At 49.5% G+C, this 13,569-nt stretch carries 13 protein-coding genes; all 13 read left to right on the top strand.

The window, feature by feature from the left end; translation table 11 throughout:
• Window positions 1-4 precede the first annotated feature (4 nt).
• The 13 genes from ACK3CJ_RS16630 (at window position 5) to ACK3CJ_RS16570 (ending at window position 13,493) form a co-directional block, all read left to right on the top strand.
• Window positions 5-481: a GDP-mannose mannosyl hydrolase gene (locus ACK3CJ_RS16630; protein WP_409523333.1), complete on the top strand. Its 477-nt coding sequence runs from the start codon at window positions 5-7 to the stop codon at window positions 479-481.
• 68 nt (window positions 482-549) lie between these two features.
• The gene (locus ACK3CJ_RS16625) at window positions 550-1,902 is read left to right on the top strand and encodes a mannose-1-phosphate guanylyltransferase/mannose-6-phosphate isomerase (protein WP_409523332.1); all 1,353 of its coding nucleotides are present in this window, start codon (window positions 550-552) and stop codon (window positions 1,900-1,902) included.
• A 64-nt stretch (window positions 1,903-1,966) separates the two neighbouring features.
• Window positions 1,967-2,938, top strand: a complete 972-nt coding sequence (locus ACK3CJ_RS16620) for an IS5 family transposase (RefSeq protein ID WP_409523331.1) — start codon at window positions 1,967-1,969, stop codon at window positions 2,936-2,938.
• A gap of 80 nt (window positions 2,939-3,018) precedes the next feature.
• Window positions 3,019-3,345 carry an ISAs1 family transposase gene (locus ACK3CJ_RS16615; protein WP_409523330.1) on the top strand — a complete coding sequence of 109 codons (327 nt, stop codon included), beginning with the start codon at window positions 3,019-3,021 and terminating at the stop codon, window positions 3,343-3,345.
• A 163-nt stretch (window positions 3,346-3,508) separates the two neighbouring features.
• Complete coding sequence (locus ACK3CJ_RS16610) at window positions 3,509-4,540, top strand: FkbM family methyltransferase (protein ID WP_409523329.1); 1,032 nt, start codon at window positions 3,509-3,511, stop codon at window positions 4,538-4,540.
• A 221-nt stretch (window positions 4,541-4,761) separates the two neighbouring features.
• On the top strand, window positions 4,762-6,369 hold the full coding sequence (gene pgm / locus ACK3CJ_RS16605) for a phosphoglucomutase (alpha-D-glucose-1,6-bisphosphate-dependent) (RefSeq protein WP_409523328.1): 1,608 nt from the start codon (window positions 4,762-4,764) through the stop codon (window positions 6,367-6,369).
• A gap of 172 nt (window positions 6,370-6,541) precedes the next feature.
• The gene (locus tag ACK3CJ_RS16600; protein ID WP_409523327.1) at window positions 6,542-6,808 is read left to right on the top strand and encodes a hypothetical protein; all 267 of its coding nucleotides are present in this window, start codon (window positions 6,542-6,544) and stop codon (window positions 6,806-6,808) included.
• Window positions 6,809-7,028: 220 nt separating this feature from the next.
• Window positions 7,029-7,277: a hypothetical protein gene (locus ACK3CJ_RS16595; RefSeq protein ID WP_409523326.1), complete on the top strand. Its 249-nt coding sequence runs from the start codon at window positions 7,029-7,031 to the stop codon at window positions 7,275-7,277.
• A gap of 128 nt (window positions 7,278-7,405) precedes the next feature.
• Window positions 7,406-8,785 carry a hypothetical protein gene (locus ACK3CJ_RS16590; protein ID WP_409523325.1) on the top strand — a complete coding sequence of 460 codons (1,380 nt, stop codon included), beginning with the start codon at window positions 7,406-7,408 and terminating at the stop codon, window positions 8,783-8,785.
• A gap of 162 nt (window positions 8,786-8,947) precedes the next feature.
• Entirely contained in the window at window positions 8,948-9,328 is a 381-nt protein-coding gene (locus ACK3CJ_RS16585) for a hypothetical protein (RefSeq protein WP_409523324.1), read from the top strand.
• Window positions 9,325-9,816, top strand: a complete 492-nt coding sequence (locus tag ACK3CJ_RS16580; RefSeq protein ID WP_409523323.1) for a DUF2335 domain-containing protein — start codon at window positions 9,325-9,327, stop codon at window positions 9,814-9,816. Before ACK3CJ_RS16585 ends, ACK3CJ_RS16580 begins: the two co-directional genes overlap by 4 nt.
• Before the next feature lie 126 nt (window positions 9,817-9,942).
• Window positions 9,943-10,404, top strand: a complete 462-nt coding sequence (locus ACK3CJ_RS16575) for a hypothetical protein (protein ID WP_409523322.1) — start codon at window positions 9,943-9,945, stop codon at window positions 10,402-10,404.
• Complete coding sequence (locus ACK3CJ_RS16570) at window positions 10,401-13,493, top strand: glycosyltransferase (protein ID WP_409523321.1); 3,093 nt, start codon at window positions 10,401-10,403, stop codon at window positions 13,491-13,493. Before ACK3CJ_RS16575 ends, ACK3CJ_RS16570 begins: the two co-directional genes overlap by 4 nt.
• Window positions 13,494-13,569 lie beyond the last annotated feature (76 nt).

The following is a 13,569-nucleotide window of genomic DNA, read 5'->3' as shown; positions in this document are numbered from 1 at the left end:
GGCATTGTTCAATGAATTGAGATCATCACAGGCCTTGTCAGAAGAGCAGTTCAAGCAAGTGGTTTTTGCCACACCACTGGTTTCCATCGATCTTGTGGTACTGAACGCCGGTCGAATTCTTCTAGGTCAGCGGCTAAATCGCCCGGCAAAGGGCTATTGGTTCGTACCTGGAGGGCGAATCCGCAAGGGCGAGTCAATTGAGAGCGCGTTTGGCCGACTTACAACACAAGAGCTTGGGGTCGACCTGCCTTTTTCTGAAGCTCGATTATTAGGTGCCTATGATCACTTCTACAGTGACAGTGTTTTCGGGGAATCTCCTTCAACTCACTATGTTGCGCTTGGGATGTTGATAGAAGTAGATCAAGAACTCAAAGCAATGCCAGATGATCAGCATGACAGCTTTACGTGGTGGCCTATTCAAGAGGCATTGGATAGCTATGTTGTTCACCAGAATACCAAAGCCTACCTGCTGGCGATTTAATTCAAGGGAGTTTTACTATGATACACCCCGTGGTAATGGCTGGTGGTAGCGGTTCTCGGCTTTGGCCCATGTCCCGTGAATTGTATCCGAAGCAATTCATCAGTTTACTTGGCAATCAGTCGATGCTTCAGCAAACCCTGGCCAGGCTAGAAGGCTTGAATACGGCACCGTCTGTACTGATTTGCAATGAAGCACATCGTTTCCTGGCGGCCGAGCAGCTAAGGCAAATGGACTTGTTGGATCACAATATCATTCTTGAACCGGTGGGGAGGAATACAGCGCCAGCGATTGCATTGGCTGCTATCACAGCGTTGAAAGAAGACAGTAACGCTATTCTATTGGTTTTAGCAGCAGACCATGCTATTGCCAAAGAACAAGTATTTCACGAAGCAGTCTTGGAAGCTGAACGTTACGCCAAGTCTGGAGAATTAGTCACATTTGGCATTGTACCGACACACCCTGAAACTGGATATGGCTATATTCGAAGAGGGGAGGACACTGAGAATGCCTATCGGGTTGCTCAGTTCGTCGAAAAGCCTGACCAGGCTACTGCGAATCAGTATGTAGAGAGTGGAGATTACTACTGGAACAGCGGCATGTTTATGTTCCGAGCGGATAGGTACTTGGAGGAACTGCAGAAGTTTCGACCTGATATTTACAATGCTTGTGTTGTTGCAATGCAAAGTGCGCAGTCAGACTTGGACTTCATTCGTGTTGATGAACCAGCATTCACTCAATGCCCTTCTGAATCAGTTGACTATGCTGTTATGGAAAAAACAGACCGGGCTATGGTTGTGCCACTAGATGCTGGATGGAGCGATGTAGGTGCATGGTCGGCCCTGTGGGAGCTTTCAGAAAAGGATTCTCAAGGTAATGTCTGTAAGGGGGACGTAATAGCCCAGAGTACAGAAGGTTCCTACGTATTGGCTGAAAACGCTTTGGTAGCCACTGTAGGAGTGAGGGACCTTGTAATTGTTCAAACGAAAGATGCAGTTCTGGTGGCAAACAAGCACCAGGTACAAGATGTAAAAGCGATCGTAGCCGAACTGAAAAGCCATGGCCGGAATGAATACAAGTTACATCGCGAAGTGTATCGCCCATGGGGTAAGTACGACTCGATAGATAACGGTCATCGCTATCAGGTCAAACGAATTACCGTTAAACCCGGCGAAAAACTGTCTGTGCAGAAGCATTATCACCGTGCTGAACATTGGGTGGTTGTTTCTGGTACTGCCAATGTGACTATAGATAGTGAAACCCGAATGTTGACAGAGAACCAATCCATTTATATCCCTGTTGGTAGTGTTCATGCGTTGGAAAATCCCGGAAGGATACCTCTGGAATTGATAGAAGTACAAAGTGGTACTTATCTTGGAGAAGATGATATTGTTAGGTTTGAGGATCGATATGGCCGAAGCTAGGGAAGGTGTGAACAAGTCTCCCTCATGAGACAATATCACCATCAAGTATATTGAGGACAGCCGGATGGATCAGCAGCTCACCTTCGCTGACAGCGAGTTCAACAACAAGCGTCGTCAAACCCGCAAGGAGAAATTTCTTGGACGAATGGACAAACTGATCCCGTGGTCTCGTCTGGAAGCTGTGATTGAACCCTATTACCCTAAGGCTGGTAATGAGCCCCGTCCTTACCCTCTGGCAACCATGCTCCGAATTCACTGCATGCAGCAATGGTACAACCTCAGTGATCCCGCGATGGAAGATGCGTTGTATGAAATAGCTTCTATGCGTCTGTTTGCGGGCCTGTCACTGGACAAAGCAATTCCTGATCACTCCACTATATTGAAGTTTCGCCATTTGCTGGAGCGCCATGGCCTTGCTCGTCAGATTTTTGAAGAAGTAAATCAATGGTTGTCCGAGGCCGGTGTGCTGCTCAAGGAAGGCTCTCTCATTGATGCCACAATTATCGAAGCGCCCAGTTCTACCAAAAATCAGGCTGGTGAGCGTGACCCCGAGATGCACCAGACCAAGAAGGGTAACGAATGGTACTTTGGCATGAAAGCGCATATTGGCGTTGATGCACGAACCGGTATCACGCATAGTTTTACCACGACAGCGGCACATGAGCATGATCTCAACCAAGCGGGACAAGTGCTGCATGGGAAGGAAGCCTTTATCTTCGCTGATGCTGGATACCGCGGGGCTGAAAAGCGGCCCGAGCTAAAACATGTTCAAGCTGACTGGCATATCGCAGAACAGCCTGGGAAGATGAAAGCCCTGAAAAAGCATCCTCGAATCAATAAAGTCAGGATCCGTACTGAATATCTGAAAGCGAGTGTTCGAGCGAAGGTTGAGCATCCATTCCGGATCATCAAATGCCAGTTCGGATTTGTTAAAGCTCGCTATCGCGGTCTGATGAAAAACGATGGCAAGTTGGCGATGCTGTTTGCACTGTCAAACGTCGTACGTGTGGATCAGATATTGCGATCGCAGAGTTAATCCGTCTGCACCACCTGAAAAGGTGATCTGCGGGTAGCAAATACGGGATAAACACATCCAGTTGGCGTGTTTTTGCTGCGGTGATCGCGTGTAAGGGAAAGGCTCCGCTTAATCACAGGTTCCTTAGCTCAGAAGTTTTAACAGCGGAGCGTTTTGCGCAGGCGGTACGCCAGCACTGGCAGATAGAGAATAAATTGCACTGGTGTCTAGATGTTGGATTTAAAGAGGATGCCTGTCGGATACGTCGAGAAGATGCGGCCGAGAACTTGGCAGCCGTCAGGCATATCGCGATGAACTTCTTGAAAAGTGAAAAAACGTTCAAGGCAGGTATTCAGCGCAAACGAAAGAAGGCAGCAATGAGCTGGGAGTACCTGTCGCAAGTCTTAGAGACATGCGGGGTTTCATGATATTTCCGTGGCATTTGAGGCTAGCTGGGAGGGTGTGCAGTCGGATGACCCGGTTCTTTCAGTAAAGTTGTCTGTTTTGCTGAAGAAATAAGAATCATCGTATTGTATTTCTGGCGTTGACGCAGGAACATGTATAAAAATAATTCCGCCAAAGGTAAATCAAGTGGCAGATAATATATTCGAGATTTCAGTAGACGAACACAGCTACAGGATGGTACTGCCGCATTGGGAGACCGACTATATACAGGGAGTTTTGGCGAGTACTCATCAGCCCTATGAGTTGGAAATGTTGCGGGCTATGGCCGCTATGCTCAAGCCAGGAGAGCTGGTTCTGGATATTGGGGCCAATATTGGTAATCACAGCATGTACCTTTCGGCCGTTGCAGGATGTAGGGTTTTTGCTTTCGAGCCGAATGTGGAGCTTTATAAAGCGTTTGTTGAGTCTGTCGAAAACAATGGGCTGGTTGGCCTAATAACCGTTCACCAAAAAGGAATTGGCGCTGCGTCAGGCAAGGCACACTTTGCTAACCACACTCCGGATAATCTGGGCGGGCAATCCTTGACCGTAGATGGTTCTGAGGCGTCTGATATTACCGTCGTCTCCTTAGATTCCTTCGGCATTAATGACACAGTTAGAGCAGTCAAGGTTGATGTTGAGGGTATGGAGTTGGAGGTGCTGCGGGGTGCCAGGCAACTTTTATCTCGCGACAAACCGCATTTATTTGTAGAAGCACAGACTGAACATGACTTTGATATGCTGGAAGGTGTTTTGGTTTGTTTGGGCTATGTGTATTGGAAAACATATAATGCAACTCCTACTCATTTATTTATACACAAAGATGAATTAGCTCAATCTGATATGATTAATCGCTATTTTGAAATAGCAAGGGATCTGTATAAATTTCGAGCGGTAAAAAGTGAAATAGAGCAAAAGTTAAGTGACGCCAATAAAAAATATCGAAATGCAAATGAGCGTATAGAAGAGCTAAAAGAGAAACTAAATAGTGCAAATGAAAAGTACCGTGAATTCACAAAGCATGCGCGAGAGGTGTCTGATAGGTTGAATAAGGAGGTTTCTATCCTAAGAGTAGAGATTTTAAGCCTCAAAAAGCAATGTTTGCCAGTTTTATCAATAAATGGAAGTCATCCGGAACGTGATATAGGCTTAGACTTCTCCCTTCCTGAAGAGCGCTAATAAGCGCACTTATTCAATTAGCTTTAGTTATTCACACTACCGCAGCCACGCCTGGAAAAATCGTTCAAAGACCTTTTTCCGATGCATCGCCTGGTTGATTAGGATGGCGATTACTACAGCACCAGTGGTGAGTGATCGTAAGCGTTCATTCCAAGACGTCCTGTCCCCTTGGTGAATTTGTGGGGCGGGTAAACTAATTCAAATTCATGAGGTGTAAGTCAATGATTGAGACTCTTCTTCGTGCTTACACCAACCGTCCTGATAATGCAGACCCCGCTCAGCGCGTGAGCTTCGGTACGTCTGGCCACCGTGGTAGTTCGCTGGCTGGTAGCTTTAATGACGCGCATATTGCTGCCATTGTGCAAGCGGTGGTGGACTATCGCTGTGAAGCTGGCATCACTGGCCCGCTGTTTTTAGGTCGTGATACCCATGCGCTGTCGCGACCTGCCTGGGATACGGCGATGGAAGTGCTGGCTGGCAACGGAGTTGAGGTGGTGATCGCCAAAGAGGATGAGGTGCTGGCCACGCCGGTGATCAGCCATGCGATACTGCGCCACAATGCTTCGCTGAAGGCTCAATCGGATGCGCCATTGGCCGATGGTTTGATCATTACGCCGTCGCATAATCCGCCAGAAGATGGCGGGATCAAGTACAACCCTCCTCATGGCGGTCCGGCGGAAGCCAATATCACCGCCTCGCTGGAAGCGCAGGCTAACCGTTATCTGGATGATGGAGGTGCCACAATTCAGCGCCTGCCGTTGGAGCAGGCTCGTGCTCTGGTTCGCGAGCAGGATCTGATCGGACACTATGTGGACACGCTGGGTGATGTGATTGATATGGCCGCCATTCAGAGCCAACAACAGCGCAGCGGGTTGCGCTTGGGTGTGGATCCAATGGGCGGAACGGCCTTGCCGATCTGGCAGACCATTGCCAAGCGCTACGGGTTGGCGTTGGACATAATCAATCCTCAGGTAGATGCCAACTTTGCTTTTATGCCGCCAGATCATGACGGCAAAATTCGTATGGATTGTTCCAGTAGTGCAGCTATGGCGAACCTCTTGGCGATCAAGGATCGCTTCGATCTGGCATTTGGTAATGACCCGGATGCGGACCGTCATGGTATTGTTGATGCCGGTGGATTGATGAATCCTAATCACTATCTGGCAGTGGCAATAGACTATCTGTTAGGTCATCGACCTCTGTGGGGACAGTCATTGAAGCTGGGTAAAACGCTGGTGTCATCCTCCATGATTGATCGCGTGGTGGCTGCCCATGGCTGCGAGCTTTATGAGGTGCCGGTGGGTTTCAAGTGGTTTGTTGAAGGGCTGCACCAAAGCTGGCTGGCGTTTGGCGGGGAAGAGAGCGCTGGTGCAAGTCTGCTGACGTTCGACGCTATGCCTTGGTCAACGGATAAGGATGGCATTGCACTGTGCCTGTTGGCAGCCGAAATAATGGCCGTGACTGGTCAGTCGCCCAGCCAGCGCTACGCCGAGTTGACCGCCCGCCACGGTGCCCCCGTATATAGACGAATCGATAGTCCGTGCGACGCGCAACAGAAGGCTGCCTTCAAACAGCTAAGCGCAGATAGTGTTGTAGCCAGCACCCTGGCAGGGGACCCTATCACACAGATCATGACCAAAGCCCCCGGCAACAACGAGTCGATCGGTGGCCTGAAAGTCACCACAGCCCACGGCTGGTTTGCGGCACGCCCCAGTGGGACTGAAGCGCTGTATAAGCTTTATGCTGAAAGCTTCCGTGGTGAGGCGCACCTTGAGGCCATTCTGGATGAGGCTCGGCAACTGTTGGCGGTTGCGTTGGCAGTAGTGTGAAGGTGGTATGTAATCTGTCCGAGGGCGAAATGTATGTTGTGCCCAAGGGGATTGAGCACAAACCTTATGCTGAAGGTGATGCTGATGTCAGCTTTGATACAATCAATCTATGGTGCTTGGACAGGGTGAGAAGCTGTGTGTATGCTATTAGACTGGTGAGAGGGTAAAAGAAATGAGTACATGTCATAAGAGTCTGGTTGCAACCAAAGTGCGTAAGCACAAGCGAGCTGATGCATTTGAAGACAATCGTGAACTGATGCGGCTGGCAAAGGTATCATCGCGAAATGCTATAGCCTCGCTCCTGGAGTCAGGTATCTCTGTTGTTTACCTCAAAGACGGTAATGTGGTCCGCAAGTCGCCAGATAATACAATTACGGTTGTGAGTGAAGGCGGCAGTGCTGAGAAGTTTGATCTGAGAGAGTATTTGTGCCAAGGATAAGGTTGATTGCGGGACCCAATGGATCGGGTAAGACAACACTGATGCGTACGCTGGTACAAAACGGGATACCAGTAGGCCAGTATATTAACCCTGACGATATGGCAAAGCATATTGTCTTATCGGAGCAACTGAAAAAAACAGCTGATATTATGTTTGTACTTCTGATCTTGAGATTAACAAGCAACGAGTGAAACAGCGAGTATGTTCCGGTGGGCATGATGTGCCTGAAGACAAAATTGCCAGTCGCTATGTGAACAGCCTTAATTTACTAACTCCTATGGCCCGAAAGTGTAAGCGAGTATATCTGTTTGATAATTCCGGTAGTGAACAGCTGCACTTTGCAGAGGTAACACCTGACGGTTATCTTGATATCTTCGAGAATCAGTTTACCCAGCTCAACCCCCAGTGGTTCGTTAAAAACATGTTACTCAAGTGGGATAGAAAAAAAATCCGCTTGGCAACACTATAGTGAATTCTGAGCTGGATAAGTAAGGCTTTCTGCCTCAAAGATGCAATGTATGCTCAATCATTTCAATGTTAATTTTGCTTCAGTGCTTTGGTTAATAGAGCACTGATCGCTCTGTGGATGGAACGGATATGGTGTTGTTGGTTGGTAGTACACCCTATAGTGATGTAAAGCCGTTGGTACCTTTTTTTGAATGGCTGGGGTCTACCAGTGTTCAGTTGCTCGAATCTTCTCAGCAGGCTGAGGAGCTGGAGCAACAGTTGAAGAGTAACACTCAGGCTGGCGCCATTCTGCTATTTCACTCGCTGGAGTATACGCTGCATCAGGCTGTGACTGGGCAGGATAGTGCTGAGGGTGTAGTGGAGCGCTGGCGGCTGGCGGCTGAGCAGATGCTCAGGTTGAGCAAGCTGTATCGTGGCAGGGTGTTTCTGTTTGATCTGGATGAGGTGCTGAGTTATCCACAGATGTTTTTTGATCTCTGTGTTGATAAATTTTCTGTCACGTCTGAAGTGCCTACAGGCTGTAAGGTACTACCTCAATTTAATCCCGCTCCTGCAAGCCTGACGCTGGCTGTAGCCCAGCTGAAAAAAACTCAGATGCCTTTGTTTCGCTTGAGTGAACAGCTCAAGGCTTGTGCCTATCCTGTGAATATTTCAGAGGTTAAGGCTGAAAGCTCTGATCCTTTAGCAGCATTCAATGAGTATCGCCAGTTGCTGCTGCAAGCGCAGGCACTGTCGGCAAGTCAGGCAGATACTGAGGCTAAGTTGTCAGACAGGGATAATGAGCTCTTGCTGCAGACGCAGCGTAATCAACAGTTGGCCACTGACCTTGAGCAACGTGAAGAGGAGAGTTCGTTACTGATCAAGCAGCTTCATACCGTTCAGGAGGAACTTGAGCGGGCATATCTTGATAAAGAGTCACTTGAAGAAGAAAATTCTTTGCTGATCAATCAGCTGCATACCGTGCAGGAAGAGTTTGAGCAGATATTTCTCGACAGAAAGTCACTCCAGGATGAGTGCAGTCATCTGCAGCAAGCAGTCACTGATCTGAATGCTGATTTGAATGCAAGGGTGTCTGAATTGGAGGGCAACCTCCAACAGCAGGGCAAGGCAAATGATCAGCTCAAGCGACATTTGGCTGCAAGTGAACTCAGAATCCAGTTACTCAATCATCAGTTGAGTGAGCAGAAGCGATTAAGTGGGTTGAACAGGATCGAGCGCAGCCTGCTGAAGAAAAAGCAGTTGGCCAAGGCTGAAGAGATCAACCAGTGCGAATGGTTTGATGCGCAGTGGTACCTGGATCAGTACCCAGATATCGCATCAGATCAGCGACTCTCCAGCAACCCTGCTTTGCACTACCTGCGCTTTGGTGCATTTGAGGGACGCAACCCATCAGTACGTTTTAATAGCTTCAATTATCTGCTGGCTAATCCTGATGTACTCGAAAGCGGTATGAATCCGCTATGGCACTTCATCAAACAGGGGCTGGATGAGGGGCGAAAGCCACTTTAGGCTGCGAAAACAAGTGCCCAGAGCCTTGAATACCTGCTAGTCGCAGTGAGTCTGATTGTTAGCAACTGCTATAATATAGGCAATGCTGAACTTAGATTTCACTGGGTTTTTAATGCAGAAAAGCCTACAATTTGGCTTAGAAGTAAAGGAGAAAAAATGGTTATGCAAACTGATCGAACAGATCTAAAGCATGAGTCAAACATCCTTGATGGTTCAAGCTTAAATAAGCTCAAAGAGTACATAAAAACTCATGAGACTATTTGCGATGAAGCTTCGAGCTCTCAAGATTACGATTTGCTAAATAAAAGCTTGACTAATATTTATATGTTGGAGATTGGTCGGGAAAAAGATATTACAGAAAGAGTTAGAGATACTTTTTTTACATTTAATATATACCCAGACTCTACGGCTAGTGACTATTTAAAAAATACTAAGTTAAAGGTTTCAGTTAACAAATCTATAGCTGGCGACTGGAAGAAAGTCGGTGCTCAATTATGGTTAGCCTACTATAATCAAGTTAATGATAAGGCCGACTCCGAATGAAAAATACAGCTGAGTCAGGAAGTCTCGAGAAGGCTGATGAAAAAGAGATTTTAGAGTTGCTCTCCAAGCTTCCAGAAAATGTTCTGGCAGAAGCGTTGGCTGAAAAAGTAGTAAGAGAAGATCCTTCTGGTGAAATTACCGAAGTTGTTAGAACAATTGCGCAAGAATATTCTGGGCCTATTCCCCCGCCAAGAATGCTGGAGCACTATGAATCGGTACAACCTGGATTTGCTGATCGAATTGTTTCGATGGCAGAAAAAGAGCAATCTCATAGGCATCAGTTAGAATCTCGCGGGGTTGAAGGAGCTGTCAGGAAGGATGCAAGAGGACAGCATTATGCACTCATAACCTCTGTACTCCTGATTGTTAGCTGTGTATTTCTAATTTATACGGGACATGAGGTGTCTGGATCTATATTGGCTGGCGGTTCACTAACTGGATTGGCATATATTTTTATCTCTGGTAGAAAAAAAGATAAAGCGCCTTGAATTTATCCTAATTCGGAAAGACCGTCAGGAAGGTTGTCAGAAAGTCAGGCGTGAGGTTACATGCAGTCTGATCAGCAATCCAGCATTATGTGAGCGAGATGAGTGTGGTGCGGGTGTAATGTGAGTGTGATTAAAGATCAAGCCAGTGTCGAAGCTGATCAGGCAAGCCAATTGCAGCAGCGTATTCGCCATTTGCTGAATGAAAATGAACAGTTGCAGCAGTATCGGCAAGCGATGCTCACTAAGATTGAGGCGCTGCAGTTCAGGCTTGATCGATCTGATGATGCGCTACGGCAGCACTTTCAGGAAGTGTCGGTTCTGACCGCTATGTTGCACGATGAGCAGACCCTTTCGGCAGGGCAGGCCAGCGAGTTGGAAGTTGCGAATGCAGAAAAAAATGCAATGGAGTTGGCTTTGGCAGAGTGCCTCCAGCATGGCTCAGAGAAAGAACAGCAATGGGCGAGTGAGCGCAAGGCGCTGATAAAGCAGATGGTGCGGCAACAGTGTGAGCTGGAGCGTCAGGCACGGGAGTTGGGCCAACTGGCCAGACAAGCTCTGGCCAGCGGCAATAAAAGTGCTTCAGGATGATGTTTGATCAGGCAGTGCAGCAAAGACTGATAGCATCTGGATTGTTTGATGAACAGTGGTATACACAGCAGTATCCCGATGTCGCTCTCAGCGGATACCCAGCCTGGGAGCACTTTGTTCAGTTAGGCTCAAAACTGGGCCGTAATCCTGGCCCCGGGTTCGATGGGCAGCTGTATCTGAGTGCCAATACAGACGTTGCAGCAGCTGGCATCAATCCTTTGCTCCACTACCTAGGCTATGGCTGGGAAGAGGGGCGCCCGGTGATCCCCCCCAAAGTGTCTCGGTTAGAATATTATCTGTGGCGTGGCCTTGCCCCGGCCATGCAGCCTCGCCTTGAGCGGATAGTGGGTGAGGGGCGGGCAAGTTCGATTGAAGTTGGCTACGCCCGTTGGGCGTTGGCTCGCTGGTATGCGTGGCAGCAGGATTGGCCCGCTGTGGACGGGGTGTTACAGCACTGCTATCCGCTTGCAGGCAGTGCCGGAATCGGGCCTTTTCTGTTGCGTTTGCAGGCGTCGTTACATTTGGCAGAGCTGGACGAGGCAGAAAAACGGCTCGCAACGCTCAAACGGCTGTTTCCTGATGCTGCTGACACGCTGTTGGCGGAGTCCAACTATCTGGCGGTGCGTGCCCAATACGAGTGTCAGGACGAGTCTGAACATTTGAGTGCTGTCGACAGCCAGCGTTTGAGCCTGTTGAATCAGGTATATGCTCACCACGGGTTGCTGCCGCTGAGTCTTCAGCCCGGCAGCGATATGTTGATGCTGGATAATCTGGGTACCGATGAACATTCAGATCAGATACCCTTAGATGAGCTAACCCTTGATCAGGCACATCTGGCTCAGATACAAAAAGTATCTGTGATTGTTCCTGTATTTAATGCCGCGACAACTCTGCCAACAGCACTGAACAGCCTGCTGGCGCAGACCTGGCCCAGGATTGAAATTCTGCTGGTGGATGATGCCAGTGAGGATAACAGCTGGGAGGTAATGCAGGCATTTAAGAATGGATCTCGCCCCGATATTGAGCTGGTGCTGTTGCGCCATGAGGTGAACCAAGGGGCCTATCCGGCAAGGAATACGGCTCTGGCAGCAGCCACCGGTGATTTTATCACCGTTCACGACAGTGATGACTGGTCTCATCCGCAAAAAATCGAGTGTCAGGTGCAGGCGTTGCTGGACGATCCTGACAGCAAAGCCTGCTGGTCATCCTGGGCACGGTGTACGGACGATCTCTATTTTGATACCTGGTATCTGGAGCCTGGCTGGGTCAGGCCGAATATCTCATCGCTGATGTTCAGGCGAGAGGTCTTTGATCAATTGGGGTACTGGGATCGGGTGCGTGTCAGTGGTGATACTGAGTATCACCAGCGCATAGTCAAGGCTTATGGTGCACAGAGTGTGCTACATGCCTTGCCGGATGCCCCTCTGGCTTTTGGGCGCATGTCTGCTGAGTCCTTGACTCAGACCGGTGCCACACATCTGGTCACTCAGTTTATGGGGCTGCGCAAGGATTATGAGGATGCTTTCAGGCGTTGGCATGATCAGGCCGCTTCGCTCTATTGTTCTGACACGGCATCTAGCCGCCTTTTCCCTGCTCCCCAAGCACAGGTGCGTAATTCAAAATCCCAGACACACCCTTCAGACTTGCTGATTGAGCTGCAAGACCCGCGAACAACCGCGCAGCTCTCCGATCTGTTTGACTCAGCCTGGTATACCCGTTGTGTGTTGGGGTTGGAGGCAGAGCCTGTTGATCCTTTCCAGCATTACTGGAGTTGCGGTGTTGATCAGGGGTTGGACCCTGGGCCTGAGTTCAGCACCAGTGGTTATCTGCGTGCCTATGCTGAGCACCTGGAAGAGGGTGAGCACCCGCTGCTGCACTTTATTGAAAAAGGCCGATTACAGGGGTTGGACCCCTGCCCGGAGTTTGCCGGTGAGCAGGCGTTCAAATCGGGTAGGCCGACCCTGCTGCTGGTGGCGCATATGGCCAAAGCGACGCTGTATGGCGCCGAGCGCAGTTTGCTGGATACGCTGCGAGCGTTGGCGGCTCTGGATATCAATGTGATGGTCATGCTGCCATCGGCGGCTAATAGTGATTATGTTGACCAGATCTGTGCACTGGCTTGTCGGATTAAAGTGCAGCCTTATGGTTGGTGGATGCAGGGGTTTGATCCATGTGAGGCGACCATCAGGCAGATGCAGGCGTTTTATACTCAGCACGCAATCGACTATGTGTATGTGAATACGCTGGTGTTGTGTGAGCCGCTGATCGCGGCGAAGCAACTGGGGCTTCCTGTCTGGCTGCATGTGCGTGAGCTGCTGGAGTATGACCCGGCGCTGCAGCAGATTTTGAATGCCGGTCAGCCCGAGGTGGCTGCTTTTGTCATGGAGCATGTGGATCAATTGATCTGCAACTCACTGGCAACGGCCGAACCCTGGCAGGATAAAGGCAAACCGATCCATCTGCTGTACAATACGCTGCCCATGCAGCCGCTGCTGATGTTGCCCGAGCCTGTAAGTAAGCCATCACGCGATGTCAGTGTTCCTGTAAGTGAACCGATGCGGGTGGTGATGATCAGCAGCAACACGGAAAAGAAAGGGGTAGTAGAGCTGTATGAGGTGGCGCGATTGTGCAGCCTGGAAGGGGCGCCCATCGAGTTCTACCTGTATGGAGAAGATACGCCTTTGCTCAGGCAGTTGCTTGAGCAGGCCACTGAGCAGGGCATAACGAATATGGTTTATGCCGGCTATACCGAAACACCCTTAACAGCCCTGCAGCAGGCAGACCTGCTGGTGAGCCTGTCGGTGTTTCGTGAAACCTTCGGGCGCACAGTGCTTGAAGCGATGGCCGCCGCCCGACCGGTTATCTGTTATAACTGGGGGGCCTTGCCAGAGCTGGTGCAGCAGGATGAAACCGGCTATCTCGTCCCCTTTATGGATGTGCAAGCGGTTGCTGAGCGTTTGCTTGAGCTGGCACGCGACCCTGCTCTGTGTCGTCGTCTGGGGCAGGCCGGTCGGCAACGCGCAGTGACTGTTTTCGGTGAGCAGGTGTACGCCCAGGCCTGGGAAAAACTCTGCGCCAGGCTGATGTAGCCACCCGACCTGTTTTTTTGCAAAAAGGATGTTATGCGAGTGTGTAAATGTTGATCCAAGGAGTAAGGAGATAACC

This window comes from Nitrincola salilacus, from assembly GCF_046271865.1.
Lineage (GTDB): Bacteria > Pseudomonadota > Gammaproteobacteria > Pseudomonadales > Balneatricaceae > Nitrincola > Nitrincola salilacus.
This window is presented reverse-complemented; position numbering and strand designations above follow the sequence as displayed.